19 protein-coding genes, 1 tRNA gene and 1 pseudogene are annotated in these 17396 nt (G+C 70.1%); 19 read left to right on the top strand and 2 right to left on the bottom strand.

From position 1 onward, the window contains the following. Positions 1 to 5: 5 nt before the first annotated feature. A complete protein-coding gene (locus ACIP4Y_RS28595; RefSeq protein WP_401398633.1) occupies positions 6 to 401 on the bottom strand; it encodes a GntR family transcriptional regulator in 396 nt (131 codons plus the stop codon). Positions 402 to 562: 161 nt separating this feature from the next. Here ACIP4Y_RS28595 and ACIP4Y_RS28590 point away from each other — a divergent pair, with 161 nt between their 5' ends. From ACIP4Y_RS28590 to ACIP4Y_RS28520, 15 genes and pseudogenes are all read left to right on the top strand, one after another. After that, on the top strand, positions 563 to 862 hold the full coding sequence (locus tag ACIP4Y_RS28590; RefSeq protein ID WP_401398631.1) for a hypothetical protein: 300 nt from the start codon (positions 563 to 565) through the stop codon (positions 860 to 862). Continuing rightward, the gene (locus ACIP4Y_RS28585) at positions 859 to 1848 is read left to right on the top strand and encodes a DUF2637 domain-containing protein (protein WP_401398629.1); all 990 of its coding nucleotides are present in this window, start codon (positions 859 to 861) and stop codon (positions 1846 to 1848) included. The genes ACIP4Y_RS28590 and ACIP4Y_RS28585 overlap by 4 nt, the downstream gene beginning before the upstream one ends. Beyond that, positions 1845 to 2495: a GGDEF domain-containing protein gene (locus ACIP4Y_RS28580; RefSeq protein ID WP_401398627.1), complete on the top strand. Its 651-nt coding sequence runs from the start codon at positions 1845 to 1847 to the stop codon at positions 2493 to 2495. The genes ACIP4Y_RS28585 and ACIP4Y_RS28580 overlap by 4 nt, the downstream gene beginning before the upstream one ends. After that, on the top strand, positions 2495 to 2878 hold the full coding sequence (locus tag ACIP4Y_RS28575) for an RRQRL motif-containing zinc-binding protein (RefSeq protein WP_401398626.1): 384 nt from the start codon (positions 2495 to 2497) through the stop codon (positions 2876 to 2878). The genes ACIP4Y_RS28580 and ACIP4Y_RS28575 overlap by 1 nt, the downstream gene beginning before the upstream one ends. 82 nt (positions 2879 to 2960) lie before the next feature. Then, on the top strand, positions 2961 to 5213 hold the full coding sequence (locus ACIP4Y_RS28570; protein ID WP_401398624.1) for a cell division protein FtsK: 2253 nt from the start codon (positions 2961 to 2963) through the stop codon (positions 5211 to 5213). A 140-nt stretch (positions 5214 to 5353) separates the two neighbouring features. Then, positions 5354 to 5605, top strand: a complete 252-nt coding sequence (locus ACIP4Y_RS28565; RefSeq protein ID WP_401398622.1) for a hypothetical protein — start codon at positions 5354 to 5356, stop codon at positions 5603 to 5605. Between the two features lie 35 nt (positions 5606 to 5640). Beyond that, positions 5641 to 5829, top strand: coding sequence for a hypothetical protein (locus ACIP4Y_RS28560; protein WP_108708704.1), 189 nt, complete (start codon positions 5641 to 5643; stop codon positions 5827 to 5829). Between the two features lie 11 nt (positions 5830 to 5840). After that, positions 5841 to 6449 carry a hypothetical protein gene (locus ACIP4Y_RS28555; protein WP_401398620.1) on the top strand — a complete coding sequence of 203 codons (609 nt, stop codon included), beginning with the start codon at positions 5841 to 5843 and terminating at the stop codon, positions 6447 to 6449. 3 nt (positions 6450 to 6452) lie between these two features. After that, the gene (locus ACIP4Y_RS28550) at positions 6453 to 6917 is read left to right on the top strand and encodes a hypothetical protein (protein WP_401398618.1); all 465 of its coding nucleotides are present in this window, start codon (positions 6453 to 6455) and stop codon (positions 6915 to 6917) included. Between the two features lie 90 nt (positions 6918 to 7007). Continuing rightward, positions 7008 to 7907 (top strand): bifunctional DNA primase/polymerase, encoded by a 900-nt coding sequence (locus tag ACIP4Y_RS28545; protein WP_401398616.1) that lies wholly within the window; start codon positions 7008 to 7010, stop codon positions 7905 to 7907. Next, complete coding sequence (locus ACIP4Y_RS28540; protein ID WP_401398614.1) at positions 7904 to 9061, top strand: AAA family ATPase; 1158 nt, start codon at positions 7904 to 7906, stop codon at positions 9059 to 9061. Before ACIP4Y_RS28545 ends, ACIP4Y_RS28540 begins: the two co-directional genes overlap by 4 nt. Next, positions 9058 to 9252 (top strand): helix-turn-helix transcriptional regulator, encoded by a 195-nt coding sequence (locus tag ACIP4Y_RS28535; protein ID WP_401398612.1) that lies wholly within the window; start codon positions 9058 to 9060, stop codon positions 9250 to 9252. The genes ACIP4Y_RS28540 and ACIP4Y_RS28535 overlap by 4 nt, the downstream gene beginning before the upstream one ends. Continuing rightward, complete coding sequence (locus ACIP4Y_RS28530; protein WP_401398610.1) at positions 9249 to 10712, top strand: tyrosine-type recombinase/integrase; 1464 nt, start codon at positions 9249 to 9251, stop codon at positions 10710 to 10712. The genes ACIP4Y_RS28535 and ACIP4Y_RS28530 overlap by 4 nt, the downstream gene beginning before the upstream one ends. Positions 10713 to 10995: 283 nt before the next feature. Further along, positions 10996 to 11514 (top strand): annotated as a pseudogene (locus ACIP4Y_RS28525) (translational GTPase TypA); the annotation flags it as partial. Between the two features lie 308 nt (positions 11515 to 11822). Then, positions 11823 to 12221, top strand: a complete 399-nt coding sequence (locus ACIP4Y_RS28520) for a hypothetical protein (protein ID WP_401398608.1) — start codon at positions 11823 to 11825, stop codon at positions 12219 to 12221. A 364-nt stretch (positions 12222 to 12585) separates the two neighbouring features. On the opposite strand, the gene ACIP4Y_RS28515 is transcribed toward ACIP4Y_RS28520, so the two are convergent. After that, positions 12586 to 12657, bottom strand: a tRNA-Arg gene (locus ACIP4Y_RS28515). A gap of 164 nt (positions 12658 to 12821) precedes the next feature. On the opposite strand from ACIP4Y_RS28515, the gene ACIP4Y_RS28510 reads away from it, so the two are divergent. From ACIP4Y_RS28510 to ACIP4Y_RS28495, 4 genes are all read left to right on the top strand, one after another. Next, on the top strand, positions 12822 to 13355 hold the full coding sequence (locus ACIP4Y_RS28510; RefSeq protein ID WP_401398606.1) for a response regulator: 534 nt from the start codon (positions 12822 to 12824) through the stop codon (positions 13353 to 13355). Positions 13356 to 13532: 177 nt separating this feature from the next. Then, entirely contained in the window at positions 13533 to 14507 is a 975-nt protein-coding gene (nrtL, locus tag ACIP4Y_RS28505; protein WP_401398604.1) for an ArgS-related anticodon-binding protein NrtL, read from the top strand. Positions 14508 to 14558: 51 nt separating this feature from the next. Then, positions 14559 to 15950 (top strand): diaminopimelate decarboxylase, encoded by a 1392-nt coding sequence (gene lysA / locus ACIP4Y_RS28500; protein WP_401398602.1) that lies wholly within the window; start codon positions 14559 to 14561, stop codon positions 15948 to 15950. A gap of 153 nt (positions 15951 to 16103) precedes the next feature. Continuing rightward, positions 16104 to 17396 carry a homoserine dehydrogenase gene (locus tag ACIP4Y_RS28495; RefSeq protein WP_030339235.1) on the top strand — a complete coding sequence of 431 codons (1293 nt, stop codon included), beginning with the start codon at positions 16104 to 16106 and terminating at the stop codon, positions 17394 to 17396.

Here is a 17396-nt window from a genome sequence, read left to right as displayed (position 1 = left end):
CGGGCTCACGGCGCGGGTGGAGTCTCGCTACCGACGAGCCGCTCAAGACGATCGAGCCGCTCACCGAGCGTACGAAGCGCGTCGTGAATCGCGCTGAGCTCAGCGGACAGCGCGGTGAACGCGGGGCTGCTGCCCGGCTCGGTGCCCAGCGGCACCGAGGGGTCGCGGACGAAGGTTCCGCGGCCCTGCTGGGTAAGCACGAGCCCCTCGTCACGGAGCTGCCCGTACGCGCTTTGCACAGTCATGAGCTGCACGCCGAGATCTTTGGCGAGCCGGCGAGCCGCGGGCAGCTGATCACCCGGCTCGTACGAGCGGGACGGGCCCGTGATCTTCGCCCGGAAATCGGCGGCGATCTCCTTAGCTGTCGGCGTCTGCTTGGGCGCTTCTGGGCTCTGCTCCATGGCTTCGAGAGTAGCCGGACCTAGGTCAATCCCTGTTCTTCCGTGAGCCCCCCTTGACAGTAAGATTGACCTAGGTCAATCTGAAGCCCGCGGTGTTGGGACTCCCCAGCAAGGTCGCCCGCCGCCGCGGTCTCCCTGCTCCTTCGACTCAGGAGAGAACCATGCGCACGTACGTCGGCCATCAACAGGCCGTTTCTGCAGAGGACTTCGTGGAGCTGGCCCTTGGTACCCCGGTTGAGCTCTGGCTCGGGGTTGAGGGCGAGACGGGCGAGGAGCGTGCGGCACGCCTGGACGCGGCGCGCGACATCCTCGCCGACCCGGAGTACAACAACCCGCCGGACGACGTGGCCCGCATCGCCGCCGAGGTGATCGAGGCACACGCCCCGGAGCTGTTCAACGTCGTCTCGATGGCACGCCCGGCGAGGCGCCGCCGGTCCTCCCAGAAGGGAGCGGCCGCATGACGACCGTGACCGAGACGGCGCGGCCGACGGTGCCGCCGCTGACGAAGCCGGAGATGGGCCTTGCCGGACTGGGCGCGCTGGCTGCTGCCGGTGTCGGCGCCCTAGGGCTGATCGCCTCACTCGATGCGGTCTCGTCTGCCGCTACCCGGTGGGGTTTCAGTGAGCCGTGGATGCTGCCCGTCGGTATCGACGTGGCCATTCCGGTGTTCACCGTGGCCAACCTGCTGTTGATCCGGATGGACATGGCGTTGGCGTGGGTGCGGTTCGTCCCGTGGGCGCTGACGCTGGTCACCTGCGGGCTGAACGTCGCGGCCGGGCACTCGCTGTGGGCGAGGCTGGCGCACGGCACGATGCCGCTGCTGTGGGTGGTGTTCTCCGAGATCGGTGCTCACGTCTACGCCGTGCGGATCGGAGCCGCGACCGGCCGGCGGATGGAGAAGGTGCGTTTCTCCCGCTGGATGCTCGCCCCGCTGTCGACGTTCGCCCTGTGGCGGCGGATGACGCTGTGGGAGATCACCTCGTACTCCGAGGCGCTCAAGCGGGAGCGTGAGCGGCAGTTGGCCCGCGCCCGGTTGCGGGAGCGGCACGGTCGGCGGTGGCGGTCGAAGACCCCGCGCCCGGAACGCGTGCTGCTGAAGCTGGGCGAGCTCTCCCCGGCGAGCGAAGACGTGCCGCCCATGCAGCCGCAGCAGACAGAGGAGCCGAAACAGGAGGCGTCCAAGCCGCCGCGCAAGCGCTCGGCCGGTACCAAGGGCAAGGGCAAGGCCTCCAAGGCACCGCGGACCCCGGCAGAACTGCTTGCCGAAGCCCGTGAGGCCACAGCCGAATGGGCCGATGACGCGATCAACGCCGAATCCATCCGGACCACGCTGCACTGTTCCGCGGCCAACTCCCGTGTGCTGCGTGACCTGCTGCTCAGCGAGCGGGCCGAAGGCCGACGCCTGCACTCCGTCGACGGCAACGAGACCGAGGAGGCGGCGGCATGAACACTTGGCTGAGCATGCTGGCCGCCGCGGCGCCGGTCGCCTCCGGCTGGACGGCCCACACGCTGTGGCTACGGCGACGCCTGCACGTCGCACGCCGTGACCCGCTGACCGGGCTGCGGACACGCGAGGCATTCACCCGCCGCGCCACCGCACTCCTGCGGGATGCCCGAGCGGTCGTGGTGCTGGCCGATGTCGACCGCTTCAAGCAGATCAACGACACCTTCGGCCACGCGGCCGGAGACGTTCTGCTGACGGCAACCGCGGCCCGGCTTGCCCACTACGTTGGCGATTCCGGGGTGGCCGGGCGGCTCGGGGGCGATGAGTTCGCCGCCGTGCTGATCGAGGACCGCGGCACCGCTGCGGACATGCTCGCCGTCCTGCACGGCGTGCTCGCCCGCCCGGTCGACGGCCAGGACCCGGCCGTACACACCACGGTCTCTCTCGGCTGGGTGCGTGCCGCGGACTTCCCCGGCGACGACCTGTCCGGCCTGCTGAGGCGGGCCGATGAGGCGATGTACGCGGCCAAGCAGGCCCGCGCCGGCACCCGTCGGGCTGGGCTGGGGCGGCTGTTCGCCACGGTCACCGGACGGCGCGCCGGCCGCGCCGGGGCCCGGACTGATGCTCCGGTCGTGGGGGTGGCCGCCTGATGTCCGCCTACGCCAAGTGCTTCGACCCGTCCGGCACCCGGTTCGGCATCCCCACGTACCCCTGGCGGTTCGCCCCGGACGGCTACGCCACCCGCCGGCAGCTGCGCACGGCTGGGCTGCGACCCGGCGGACAGCCGGTCGCCGCGCAGGTGATGCGCCGCCACCGCGGCCGCAAGGCCGGGGTGCAGGTGGCCTACCTCTACCGCGTCGACCGTGCGAAGCCGGTTCGGCCGATGACCTCCCGCAAGTGGGGTGCGCTCGCCCTGGCGATGCTCGCCCGCCGCACGTGCCCGCAGTGCCGGATCACCTACAGCTACTGCATCCCGACCTCGCTCGGGGTGTGCGTCCTCTGTGCCTACCCGAAGGAACAGCGCGCCGCCTGACCTGCTCAGCGCGGGGCCCGGTCCCAAACCGACCAAAGCAGCGGCCGGGCCCCGCGTCCCTCCCAGAGAGAAGGAACACTCAGTGAAACACCCCGACGACGACAACGAACTCTTCAACCGGTTGGAAGCCGAGATGGCCGCCCCGGCGGGCGACGTGGTCGACCTGGACAAGGCCCGGTCGGCCCGCACCGAGTCGGCCGACCACGGGCCCGACGCGTCGCCCGACTCCGGGCCTGACCGGTCGGCCGACGCGAAGCCGACCGAGTCGGGCGACCCGAGCGAGGGGGAGTCGGACGACTCCGGACCGACTCTGGTCGACCGTTCGGCGCCGACTCAGTCGGGCCCCGGTCTGGTCAACCGCATCCGCGACTCCGAGCGGCTGGACATCCTCCCGGCGTGGGTGAAGTCGCGCCTGGAGTTCGCCGATGCGATGCGGTGGCTGGCCGGGCACGTCTGGCACACCATCGCCTTCCATGCGGTCCGAGTGCCGTTCCTCTACGTGCCCAAGCTGATCTGGCGCTCGCCGCGCGGCCTGGCCAACACTTTGGGGAGGATCGGCCGGTGGGCGGTCGACGCGGAGGGCGAGCCGCTCCGACAGGCGGAGGCGCGGCGGGAGAACTCCGAGCTGTACCTGAAGCTCTCGCGACAGCGCGACCGGCGGGTACGGCTGCGCACGATCGTCACCGTCCTCGGCGCCCTCGTCGCCCTGGCCACGGGCCTGTTCCTGGTCTTCGGAGCCGAGCCGCGCACGCAGGCCATCGCCGCCACGCTCACCGTGCTGACGCTGGGCTGGCTCGGCGCGCCGGCAGATGCGCCGCTAGCCACGCGGGCCGTCATTAAGACCGAGGTGCAGAAGCTGACCAGCGACATCGTGGTCAAGGCCATGGCGTCCATCGGCATCGGTCAGATCACGTCCGCGGTCGCCAAGGGCCAGGACGGCATCAAGTTCGTCGCCCCCATTACCCGCGAGGGTCCGGGGTGGCGCGCGGACATCGACCTGCCCCTTGGGGTTACGGTCGCCGACGTGGCCGACCGGCGCGCCCGACTTGCCTCCGGCCTGCGCCGCCCCCTCGGCTGCGTGTGGCCCGACGCCGACCCGAGCGAACACGAGGGACGGCTCATCCTCTGGGTGGGCGACCGGGACCTCTCCAAGACCGGTCTCGTCAAGTGGCCGCTCGCCAACGCCCGGAAGCACGACATCTTCAAGCGCATCCCGTTCGGCATCGACCCGCGCGGCCGGGCTCAGTCCGTGCCGATGATTCAGCACAACATCCTGATCGGCTCGCTGCCCGGCCAGGGCAAGACCGCCTCCGTGCGCGTGCTGGCATGCGGCGCCGCCATGGATCCGAGCGTGGAACTGTGGCTGCACGAGAACAAGGGCACCGGTGACCTGGACTCCCTCGAATGCGTCTCGCACCGGTTCGTCTCCGGCATCGACGACGACTCGATCAAGTACGCGGCAGACTCCCTGAAGCTGCTGCGCGACGAAGTCATGCGCCGCGCGGCTGCGATCAAGAAGCTGCCGCGGGACCTGTGCCCGGACAAGCGCATCACCCGGGAGATCGCCGATAAGCGCTCGCTGAAGCTGTGGCCGCTCGTGGGCGTATTCGACGAGTGCCAGAACCTATTCGCCCACCCCAAGTACGGCAAACAGGCAGGTGACGACGCCGAGTTCATCATCAAGCTCGGTCGCGCGCTGGGCGTGGTCCTCATCCTGGCCACGCAGCGCCCGGACAAGGACTCGCTCCCAACCGGGATCAGCGGCAACGTGTCCATCCGCTTCGCCCTCAAGGTCGCCGGGCAGGTCGAGAACGACATGATCCTCGGCACCTCTGCGTACAAGAACGGCGTACGCGCCACCTCGTTCCGCCCGGAGATCGACGCCGGTAACGGCTACCTCGCCGGCGCCACCGCGCTGCCGGTCGTCGTGCGCACCGCCTACCTTGACGACAACGCCACCCACGCCATCGCCCAGCGCGCCTACGCCCTGCGCAAGGCCGAGGGCACCCTGTCTGGGCACGCGCTCGGAGAGGACCCCGAGGCCGTGACCGGCCCCTCGTACGACCTGCTCGCCGACGTCGCCGCGGTCGTGCCGCCGTCGGAGGAGCGAGTGTGGAACGAGCGGATCGCCGCCCGGCTCGCCGAGCTGCGACCGGAGGTCTACGGCGGCTGGAAGGGCGAGAACGTCACCAGCGCGCTCAAGCCACACGGCATCAAGACCCGCGACGTGGCCGGCACGACCGACGACGGCACCCGCACCACCCGCCGCGGCATCACCCGCGCCGACCTCACGAAGGCCATTGCAGAGCGTGACGAGAAGTGGGGCGCCGCCTAGGCCCGGAACGGTGCTACCGGTAGCACCTCGCACTGCTACCGGTAGCACCCCTGCTAGCAGTCCACACAGCACTTGATCTGCGATCTAGCGCATAGCACCCCACCTGCGAAAACCCCGGAAACCGCCTGGAAGGGCCCCTCATGCCCCTCATCGCCCTTGCTATCGCCTGCCTGTTAGCCATCACGCTCGGTTACGTCGGAATGTGCGCGGCCAGCCCGTTCGGCACCTGCCGCAAGTGCCACGGCTTCGGCTTCGCCATGGACACCGACCGCAAGGGACGGCCCAAGCGCGGCAAGAGCTGCCGCCGCTGCAAGGCCACCGGGAAGCGCATACGCGTCGGCCGCTGGCTCTTCAACCGTGCCCAGCGGATCTACCGCGAAGGCACCCACTGACCACCCAGCACACCACCCCCGAAGGAGGTTCCGCCGTGGCCGTCACCGTCTCGCTCGTGGCCCTGTTCGGACTCGTCCTGTTCTTCCTGCTGCGCTCCAAGTCTCTCGGCTACGGCGCTGCCTTCACCGCCGCCGGGTTCGGCTTCTTCCTCGCCTCCACCGGCGCCGCCGGCCCCATCAACCAGCTCGCCGCCGCCGTCATCGACGCCATCCAGCAACTGTGAGGAGCCCGGCCATGAACGAACAGATCACCGCCCGACACCAGCTCGCCATCATCGTGCCCAAGGCCGCCCCCGCCCTGGCCACGTCCACCGTGCTGATCCTGGCCCGCATCTGGAACGCCAACGGAGCCGAACACTCCATCGGCAACGCCGTCCTCATGACCGCGCTGTCCCTCGGAGCCGCCGCGGCCGGCGTGTGCGCGAGCATCGGCCGAGCCGGAGACTCCGTGATCGCCGGAACCGCGTTCGCCGCATCCGGAGGGCTCGCCATCGCCGGAGTCGCCGGATACGCCGACGGGCTGTCCCTGCCGCTGCTCCTGTGGGTGCTCGCCACCGCCATCGCCTACGGGCTCGCCGCACGGTACTGGCGCACCGACCGCCGCGAGCGCACCGCCCACGAACGGCAGGCCACCGCCCGCCGCGAGGAACAGGCCCACATCGAGCGCGTCGAGGCCCTGCGGGCCGGAGCCCAGATCGAGGTGGCCCGCACCGGTGCCGCCTACGCCGAACAGCTCGCCCAGGCCCTCATCACCCGCGCCGCCCTGCCCGGCTTCGACTTCACGGCCGTGGAGGCCGCCGGGCTTCCGGGACTCCCGTCCATCAACACCAGCAAGGAGCACTGACCCGTGTTCGAGATCCGCATCATCTGCGACCCGGCCGACACCGACCGCGTCAACCGGGTCCTGGCCGCCGCGTTCGAAACCGGCTCGGCACGCCAGTACCCCACCCGCGACGGGAAGCGTCGCCGCCTGTACGTCACGGCCGACCACCGCCCCGAGCCGGAGCCGTGGCCCACGCCGGAAGAGGCATACGCGCTCGCCCCGAGCATGGTGAGCGAGATCGGATGGACTGCCAGGACGGCCGCCGACCGGCCGTTCTACGACGTGCTGAACCGGGAGTTCTGGCTTCGCAAGGCCGCGCTGCTGGACCGGATCGCGCTGAGCGACGAAGCCGACAGCGCCACGAGCGACGCGGCCGACCTCGCCACCCGAGCCGCGCAGCGGCTTATGGAGCTGGACAACACGGCCGTCATCTGTGACCCGCGCTACTACGTCCGGCAGCAGTACGCCGCCTGGGCCAAGAACCAGTAGCAACGCCGCGGCGGCGGGACTCCCCAGCAAGGTCGCCCGCCGCCGCGGTTCTCCCTGCCCATCCGTAGACAGAACAGGAGAACCCCCAGCATGCCGCACTCGGTCGGCTCTGCCCAGCTCACCGCCGCGCTTGACGCAGCGACGCGTGACTGGCGCGTCTTCCCTCTCGTTGCCGGCGACAAGCGCCCGGCCGTCTCCGACTGGGAGACCCGCGCCACCACGGACCCCGACCGCATCAGCCGCGCGTGGTCTGCTGCCCCCTTCAACGTCGGCATCGCCACCGGCCCCTCCGGCCTGGTGGTCATCGACCTGGACAGGCCCAAGCACCCTGGCGACACCCCGCCGGCCGCCTGGGCCGAGCACGGCGTCACCGACGGCGCCGACGTGCTCGCCGTGCTCTGCGAGCGCCACAGCCAGCCCTTCCCCGACGACACGTACACGGTGCGCACGTGGAGCGGCGGCACCCACTTGTACTTCCTCGCGCCCGAGGGCGAGCTCTTGCGTAACACCGCTGGGGACAGCGCCCGTGGGCTGGGCTGGAAGGTCGACACCCGCGCGTGGGGCGGGCTCGTAGTCGGCGCGGGCAGCACCTTCGCCGGTCACCCGTACGAGGTCACCCGCAACGCCCCCGTCGCACCCCTGCCGGACTGGCTCGCCGAACTTCTGCGCCCGGCCCCACTGCCCCCGCAGACGCCCATTAAGGTCGCCCTCACCGGCCGCGGACGACGCGCCGCCTTCCTCCGCTCCGCCGTCAACGGGGAGGTGGAGCGAGTCACGAGCTCTGGCCCGCACGAGCACAACAACAGCCTCTACATCGCCGCGGTAGCCCTCGGACAGCTCGTTGCCGGAGGCGAGCTGAACGAGAGCGACGTCACTGGCTGGCTTCTCACGGCCGCGCTCCAAGTCGGCCAGGGGGAACGCGAGGCCCTGCGTACCATCGCCTCCGGCCTGCGTGCCGGAGCGCGGCGGCCCCGGACGGTCGCAGCATGAGCGCCAACGCCATCCCGTCCCTGCACCTGTACTCCGTGCCGAGCGACCCCGAGACGGCCCCCATGGCGCCGCCCAAGCGGGAGCGCCCCCGGACGGCATGGACGGCCGATCAACTCATGGCCGCGCACTTCCCCGAGCCGAAATGGGCCGTGCCCGGTATCCTCGCCGAAGGCGTCAGCGTGCTCGCCGGACCGCCCAAGGTCGGCAAGTCCTGGCTCTCCCTCGGACTGGGGCTGTCGGCCGCGGCCGGCGGCAAGGCGTTCGACTCCGTGCCGGTCGAGGGGGGACCAGTCCTCTACCTGGCGCTGGAAGACACCCCGCGACGGCTCCAGACCCGTATGGGCAAGATCCTCGGCGGACAGCCCGCTCCCGCCGGGCTGACCCTGGTCACCGAATGCCCACCCTTCCCCCAGGGCGGCACCGAAGCCATCGCACAGTGGCTGGAGCGCAACCCGGATGCGCGCATGGTCGTCATCGACGTGTTTGCCAAGATGCGCGGCCAGGCCCCGGCCGGGGTATCGGCCTACGACGCGGACTATGTCGCCGTCGGCTACGCCAAGCGCCTTGCCGACCACTACGGCGTGGCCGTCGTTCTGGTCCACCACGTACGCAAGGCAAGCTCCGAGGACTTCCTCACCGAGGTCTCCGGCACCAACGGCATCGCCGGAGCCGCAGACGCCACGCTCGTACTGAAGCGAGCGCGCGGACAGGCAGACGGCATCCTGCACGTCACCGGCCGCGACGTCGACGAAGCCGAGTACGCCCTCAGTTTCCAACCCGCTTCCGGATCCTGGCACTTGTTGGACGGCCCGGTCACCGACCACACAGTCAGCGACACCCGCGCCACGATCCTGCGGTACGTCCGCGCGCACCCTGGCGCCAAACCGAAGGACATGGCGGGCCAGCTGCCGCACGTCGACATCGACACGATCCGCCGCACGTGCTCCCGCATGGCCGACGCCGGACAGCTCACCAAGGACGCCGGCGGTCGGTACTACCCGAACACCGAGACGAGGACCCAGGGCGCCCACGAGGTGTCCGGACTGTCCGACTGTCCGGCGACCCCCTCTGACCAGTACGAACCCCCCGGACAGTCGGCACTGGAGCTGTCCGGCATGTCCGGTGGGGATGAAGCCGAAGGGATGGCAAAATGAGCGCCCGTACGCGGGACGAGAAGATGACCGTCAAGGAGTTCATCGCTGATCTGAAGGTCGCTCCGTCGACCTTCTACCGGTGGCGCCAGCTCGGGAAGGGCCCCCGCGCCATCAAGCTCCCGAACGGTGACGTGCGGATCCGGCGGTCGGAGTACGAGCGCTGGCTTGCGGAGCGGGAGGACGCTGCGTGAGCACCCCGCGCGACACCCCGGTCGGGCGCGCCCGAGGGTCGGCCCGGCCGGGCTACTCCTTCGACGTCAAGCTGTGGAAGGTGACCAAGACCGGGCGCAAGTCCCGCCCCTGGCGCCTCCGGTGGGTGGTCGCAGGACGGGTGCACGGCGACACGTACACCACGTTGGCTCTCGCGGAGAGCCGACGATCCGAGCTGTGGCAGGCCATGAACCGGCGTGGTGAAGCGTTTGAGATCGAATCGGGACTGCCGGAGTCCGAGGTGCGCGCGGCGGCCGAAGCTACCGAGGCAGCGGATGTTGAATCGCCGGTGCGCTGGTTCGAGTTCTGCCGGAAGTACGTGGCCGGGCGGTGGCGTACGGCTGCGGCCAAGACCCGCGAGGGCATGGCCGACGGTCTCGCGGCCGTGACGCTCGCCATGGTCAAGCGCGGGGACGGCACCCCCGAAGACGAGGCCCTTCGGCTGGCCTTCCGGTGGGGGATCGTGCCCGCGAACGCGGGAGAGGACCCGCCGGCCGGACTCAAGGTTGCGTACCACTGGGTCACGACGGCCGACCGGCCGTTGGGTGATTTGGCCGATCCCGAGGTGTTCGAGGATGTGTTGTACCGCCTCAGCTACAAGCTGGACGGCACTCCGGCTGCGGGCGATACGTATAAGCGGCGGCGCCGCGCTCTGAATACCGCCCTCGAACACGCCGTGGTCGTGGGGGAGCTCCCGGAGAACCCTCTTCAGCGCGTCCGCCGGAAGCACGTCGGTTCCAATGAGGTGGTGGACCGTCGCGTCCTGGTGAATGCCGTGCAGGCCCGACAGTTGCTCACCGCTGTCTCCTACGTCGGGTCATGGGATCGCTGCCGGGGACGGCGCCTGGTGGCCTTCTACGCGGTCCTGTACTACGCGGGCCTGCGGCCCGCTGAGGCGGTCGGGCTGAGGCGGTCTGATTGCCACCTGCCAGAAACGGGTTGGGGCACGCTCACGCTGCGGGAGACCCGCCCCGTCTCCGGCAAGCAGTGGACCGACTCAGGCGAGCGGCACGACCGCCGGGGCCTGAAGGCGCGTGAGGCGTCCAGTGACCGGCCGGTCCCCATCCCGCCCGTGCTGGTCACGATCCTCCAGGCCCACCTGAGGGAGTTCGGCACCGGCAAGGAAGGGCGTGTGTTCGGCAACGAGCGCGGGGGATTAGTCGGCTCTTCCACCTATTGGCGGGTATGGGAGGAAGCGCGGAAGTATGCGCTTCCTCCGGAACGCGTCGACTCGCCGCTGGCTGGGCGCCCCTACGACCTGCGACATGCCTGCATCACACGCTGGCTGAACGCTGGGGTCCCCATCGCGGAAGTGGCCCGACGAGTCGGAAACTCTCCCGAGGTGATCCACCGTCGCTACCACGGCTGTATCGACGGTCACGAGGAGGCTGCCAATGCGAAAATCACAAAGACGCTGAAGGGGGAAGGGGACATGAACTAGTGCGTCGGTACTGGGAGGGCATGACACATCGGCATGACGCATCCAAACCTCCCGGTCCAACTCAGTCGGCGCTCCCCCTCCGGCGTCGCGGTTCGCCACTCATAGGCCCTCTAGTCGAGGACACCCAGCACGGTGTCCGGGCGGCCGTGCAGGCACGCCGGCACTTGCTGCCAGCGGGTAATCTTCGCGCTCTCCTTCAGGAGGATCGAGGTCTGGAAACCGAACACTCCGTGCTCGTCACGCCTTGCGGGCGTCGGGGGCCTCTTTTGGGGGCGAACCAGGGAATGACCTGTCCAACCACGCCTCCGTCTGGGTTCGCATGGGAGTCGTGATGCCCTCGCGGGGTCTTATCGGGTTCCGCCTGAGGCCCTCATTAACACCCGCGGCACAGGTATCGCCCACCCCGCCATGAGGGTTATCGATCCTGGTTCGGCACCCTACAGACCGGCAACAGCGGCTCCGTAGTCCGCCGACCGCGATGACGAAGCTGTAGGAACGCGGAGTGCTGTTCGCGGAGCCAGGCACCGAGGTGTACGAGGACGTGATCGTCGGCGAGAATCCCCGTTCCGGCGACACGGACGTCAACATCACCAAGGAGAAGAAGCTCACCAACATGCGGTCCTTGACGGCCGATGTGGCCGAGTCGATCGTGCCGCCGCGCAAGCTGTCCCTGGAGTAGTCGCTGGAGTTCTGCCGTGACGACGAGTGCGTTGAGGTGACCCCGAAGGTCGTTCGCATCCACAAGGTGAACCTGGACGCCCGCGAGCGCGCCCGCGCCGCGATCCGCGCCAAGCACGGCTGATCCGTAGGACGGTTGTGCCCGGGTCTCCGCATGAGGGAGGCCCGGGCTTTTTGCAACCCGTTTTCCGGTGGCCCGTGTTCGCCGGCCCGGTGCGGAGTGTCCGTAATGCCGAGATCCCCGACCGATAGCCATGTAACACGCCCGTTTCGCGGCCTTCTCCCGTCGAACAGTTTGTCCAGTTTTTGGAAGTTCAACGCGCCGGCTGTGACTGAATTGAGATTTAAAGGCGGTGGTCGCCATCAGCCTCGAAGCAGATAGTTGGCCGCGTAGCGGGTGGCGTGCTTCACAGCACCACGGAGGTTCGGACAGTGGACGAACGCTCGGCAATTGCAAATGATCCTCAACCGCGAACCGGAGGTTCGGTAATGCAAGTGAAAGCCTTTTTCTACTTCTACGTCTCTCTCATCTTGGGGCAGATGCTCGTTGTCGCTGTTTCCGTCACGATCGGACACTGCGCACTCGCGGGTGCGGCGCTCGCCGTCAGCCCGTTCACGCTCCTGCCGATTGTCGCGTGGGAAAGGCGGAACGGCGACCGAGTGTTCTTCGGCGGCGTCGTCGTCATGACCCAGGCTGCGTACGGAACAACGTTGTCTCTCATCCTCGTGGGCCATGCACCGCTCAGCGACGTCGCCATCTTCAACGGCGTCTTCGTAGGACTGGCCATCCCGCTCATCCTGTACCTGAATCAGGGTCCCAACACAACCTGACCGCACTGAAGCGCCATCCGCCACATAGCCGCCGCCCTCAGCTCGCCAAGCTGGGGGCGGCGCCCTTGTTGCAGTTCCACGACCTCACCCCGCCCAGTTCGTGTCGGCGAGCCGTGATCGCGCTGCCCCCAGCGTGAGCTGCCGAAGCGGCGGCCGCGAGGAAGCGGGCTCACTACAGCATCGACGCCACTCCACCTTCACGCGACGAAGGGAGACGGGGCCACGCGCTCGCCCGGTGTGTCGGAGGTGTGTCGCGAACGCTGAGAGGCAACGAGAGAGGGCGGGAGTCAGTGAGACTGACTCCCGCCCTCTTCTGTCGGCATCCGCCCTGGTCAGCGCGTGGTTTCTGCTGATCTTCGGCGAGTGCCCCCGGCAGGATTCGAACCTGCGCACACGGCTCCGGAGGCCGTTGCTCTATCCCCTGAGCTACGGGGGCGTGTCGGGCGCTGGGCTCTCGCTTGCGGCGACGGGTAGAACATTAGCAGGTCCCGCGGGGTGATCAGGAACCCGTTTCGCCGGGTGGGGGCGGCGGATCCCCTGTAGGGGGTGGAAGTGGGGAAAACCCGGACGCGGTGGCCGGTCCGGACCTACTCTCGACGTGTGCCAGGCGCTCCGGGCCGGGTGCTTGTTGTGGACGACAACAAGGTCATCCGGCAGCTGATCAGGGTCAACCTCGAGCTGGAAGGGCTAGAGGTCGTGACCGCGGCCGATGGTGCCGAGTGTCTGGACGTGGTGCACCAGGTGCGGCCCGACGTCGTGACGCTCGACGTCGTCATGCCCCGGCTGGACGGGCTCCGCACCGCCGCCCGGCTCCGGGCCGATCCCCGTACGCGCCACCTGCCCCTCGCCATCATCAGCGCCTGCACGCAGTACGAGGTCGAGACCGGCCTCGATGTCGGCGTGGACGCGTTTCTCGCCAAGCCCTTCGAGCCGGCCGAACTGGTCCGACTCGTGAAGCGCCTCATCGAGCGGGGCACCGGGTATGAGGGGTATGAGGGGGAAGCGCGCGGGGGAGAGGGCGACGGAGATCCCGGTGGGGGCGACCAGGGTGACGGGGAGATCGACGGTGACGGGGGTTCCCCCGGTCACGGAGTCGGGGTCTCGCCCGGTCACGGAGTCTCGCCCGGTCAGTGAGCGCCGATCGGTAAGGGGCTGGTTCGGACGGCCAGCATGTCCTTCGGGCGGCAGGCCACCCGGGCACAGCCCGCCCCACCAGCACCGCTCCGCGACCGTTCTCGAGCAACCCCCGTCAACGCACCCCCCGGATAACCGGCTCGCATCCCCACCCCCCTCCCCCACTACGCTTGTCCCGTGACCCCCGTCGAGCTGTCCCGTACCGTGCTGCGCGCGGTGCGTCGTGCTGTCGATGACGGGGAGCTGAGCGTGAGCGTGCCCGAGCGGGCCGTGGTGAGCGTGCCGGGGCCCGGGGGGTGCGGGGACTTCGCCACCACCATCGCGTTGCAGCTCGCCCGGCCGGCCGGACAGCCGGCGCGGCGGGTCGCCGAGATCGTCCGGGCCCGGCTCGCCGGTGCCCACGGGATCCGGGACGTCGTCGTCACCGGGCCGGGATTCCTCAACATCAGTCTCGACGCGCAGGTCGACCCCGTCGCCGGGCTGGTGCAGGAGATCCGGCGGAAGGGTGCCCGGTACGGGTACGGCGACGCCCTGGCCGGGCAGGTCGTCGCGCTGCGGGTGCCGTACGAGGTGCGGGCCGAGGTCGTCGCCGACGCCGTCGTACGGCTCGTGGGGACCCAGGGCGGCCGGGCCACCGTGGAGCACGGCGACCCCGTCAATCTGCGGCCCGTGCCGGCCCCGGAGGACCCCGCCCCGCTCGGCCCCGACGCCGCCCGGTGGGCCCTGCTCCACCCCGCCGCGCACGACCGGCCCCGGATCACCGCCGATCACCTGGTGCAGCGGGAAGGGAATCCGCTGTTCCGGGTGCGGTACGCCCACGCCCGCGTCCGCGCCCTCGGCCGCAACGCCGCCCGCCTGGGGTTCGACGCCGAACCCGGCCCCGTAGACGACGCCCGGGGTCTCCTCACGCCCCTCGCCGACCACCCCCGCATCCTCTCCGCGGCCGCCACCCACCGTGCCCCGGACCGGCTCGCCCGGCATCTCGTCACCGTCGCCGATGCCGTGCTGCCCCTGCTGCCCTGCGTGCTTCCCGTCGGCGAGGAGAAACCCTCGGCCGCCCACCGTGCCCGGCTGGCCCTCGCCGAAGCCGCCGGGACGGTGCTGGCCGGTGGCCTGTCCCTGCTCGGCATCGACGCACCCGAACACCTCTGAGGGCCCCGAGCCGATGAGCCCCGGAGAGACAGAGAGTCTGAGAGTCACGTCATGAGCCGTTCCGCCCATCCCGCCGGGCCCCGCCACGCCGACGTCCTGCCCGAGGGGCACTACTCCGCGCCGCCCGCCGACCTCAACGTCCTGGACCAGAAGGTGTGGGCCCAGACCGTCACGCGCGGCGACGACGGGGTGGTCAGCGTCGGCGGTGTCCCGGTCACCCGGCTCGCCGAGGAGTTCGGCACCCCGGCCTACGTCCTCGACGAGACCGACTTCCGGGCCCGCGCGCGGGCCTGGCGCACCGCGTTCGGCCCGGACGCCGACGTCTTCTACGCCGGGAAGGCCTTCCTCTCCCGGGCCGTCGTGCGGTGGCTGAACGAGGAGGGGCTCAACCTGGACGTGTGCTCCGGCGGCGAGCTGGCCACCGCGCTCTCCGCCGGGATGCCCGCCGACCGCATCGCCTTCCACGGCAACAACAAGTCCGTCGAGGAGATCCGCCGCGCCATAGACGCGGGTGTCGGGCGGATCGTGCTCGACTCCTTCCAGGAGATCGTGCGGGTCGCGCACACGGCGCAGGAGCTGGGCAAGCGGCAGAAGGTCCAGATCCGGATCACCGTGGGCGTGGAGGCGCACACCCACGAGTTCATCGCCACCGCCCACGAGGACCAGAAGTTCGGCATCCCGCTCGCCGGCGGGCAGGCCGCCGAGGCCGTACGGCGGGCCCTGCAGCTGGACGGGCTGGAGCTGATCGGGATCCACTCGCACATCGGGTCGCAGATCTTCGACATGTCCGGGTTCGAGGTCGCCGCCCACCGGGTCGTCGGGCTGCTGAAGGACATCCGGGACGAGCACGGGGTCGAGCTTCCCGAGATCGACCTCGGCGGCGGCCTCGGCATCGCCTACACCAGCGGCGACGACCCTCGCGAGCCGCACGAGATCGCCAAGGCGCTCACCGAGATCGTCACCCGGGAGTGCGAGGGCGCCCGGCTGCGGACGCCGCGGATCTCCGTCGAGCCGGGGCGCGCCATCGTCGGTCCCACCGCCTTCACCCTCTACGAGGTCGGCACGGTCAAGCCGCTCGACGGGCTGCGCACGTACGTCTCCGTCGACGGCGGCATGTCGGACAACATCCGGACCGCGCTCTACGACGCCGAGTACAGCGTCGCGCTCGTCTCCCGCGCCTCCGACGCCGAGCCGATGCTCGCCCGGGTCGTCGGCAAGCACTGCGAGAGCGGGGACATCGTGGTCAAGGACGCGTTCCTGCCGGCCGACCTGGCGCCCGGTGATCTCATCGCCGTACCGGCGACCGGCGCGTACTGCCGGTCCATGGCCAGCAACTACAACCACGTGCTCCGGCCGCCCGTCGTCGCGGTACAGGACGGCGCGGCCCGGGTGATCGTCCGGCGGGAGACCGAAGAGGATCTCCTGCGTCTCGACGTCGGCTGACCGGCAGCCGCAAGAACCCGGTGGCGGAAGATCTACGGTCTTCCGCCCCCGTACAAATGAAATAGATGTCTCACGATCCGGACCAAGGGTAGAAACTGCCGTCCGGTGAGTGAGACTGGTCCAACCGTAGACGGTATGAGGAAACGAGGTCGGATGATGCGTACGCGTCCGCTGAAGGTGGCGCTGCTGGGCTGTGGGGTTGTCGGCTCAGAGGTGGCGCGCATCATGACGACGCACGCCGACGACCTCGCCGCCAGGATCGGCGCCCCCGTGGAGCTGGCGGGTGTCGCCGTACGCCGGCCCTCCAAGGTCCGTGAGGGCATCGACCCGGGCCTGGTCACCACCGACGCCACCGCCCTCGTCAAACGCGGGGACATCGACGTGGTGGTGGAGGTCATCGGCGGGATCGAGCCGGCCCGCGCGCTCATCACCACCGCCTTCGAACACGGCGCCTCCGTCGTCTCCGCCAACAAGGCCCTGCTCGCCCAGGACGGGGCCGCCCTGCACGCCGCAGCCGGGGAGCACGGCCGTGACCTCTACTACGAGGCCGCCGTCGCCGGTGCCATCCCGCTGATCCGCCCGCTGCGCGAGTCGCTCGCCGGCGACAAGGTCAACCGGGTGCTCGGCATCGTCAACGGCACCACCAACTTCATCCTCGACAAGATGGACTCCACCGGCGCCGGCTACCAGGAGGCGCTCGACGAGGCCACCGCCCTGGGGTACGCCGAGGCCGACCCGACCGCCGACGTCGAGGGCTTCGACGCCGCCGCCAAGGCCGCCATCCTCGCCGGCATCGCCTTCCACACGCGCGTGCGCCTCGACGACGTCTACCGCGAGGGCATGACCGAGGTCACCGCCGCCGACTTCCGCTCCGCCAAGGAGATGGGCTGCACCATCAAGCTGCTCGCCATCTGCGAGCGCTCCGCGGACGGTACGTCCGTCACCGCGCGCGTGCACCCCGCGATGATCCCGCTCACCCACCCGCTCGCCTCCGTCCGCGGCGCGTACAACGCCGTCTTCGTGGAGTCCGACGCGGCCGGACAGCTGATGTTCTACGGCCCCGGCGCCGGCGGTTCGCCCACCGCCTCGGCCGTGCTGGGCGACCTGGTCGCGGTCTGCCGGAACCGGCTGAGCGGGACCACCGGGCCGGGCGAGTCGGCGTACGCCGACCTGACCGTCTCCCCGATGGGCCAGGTCGTCACCCGGTACCACATCAGCCTCGACGTGGCCGACAAACCGGGTGTGCTCGCCCAGGTCGCCACCGTCTTCGCCGAACACGGCGTGTCGATCGACACCGTTCGGCAGCAGGGCAAGGACGGCGAGGCCTCCCTCGTCGTCGTCACCCACCGGGCCTCCGACGCCTCCCTGTCCGGGACCGTCGAGGCACTGCGCAAGCTCGACACCGTGCGGGGTGTCGCCAGCATCATGCGGGTTGAAGGAGAGTAA

The organism is Streptomyces sp. NPDC088810, from assembly GCF_044750305.1.
Taxonomy (GTDB): Bacteria; Actinomycetota; Actinomycetes; order Streptomycetales; family Streptomycetaceae; genus Streptomyces.
Note: the sequence above shows the minus strand (reverse complement) of the source record. Positions and strands in the feature narration are given on the sequence as shown.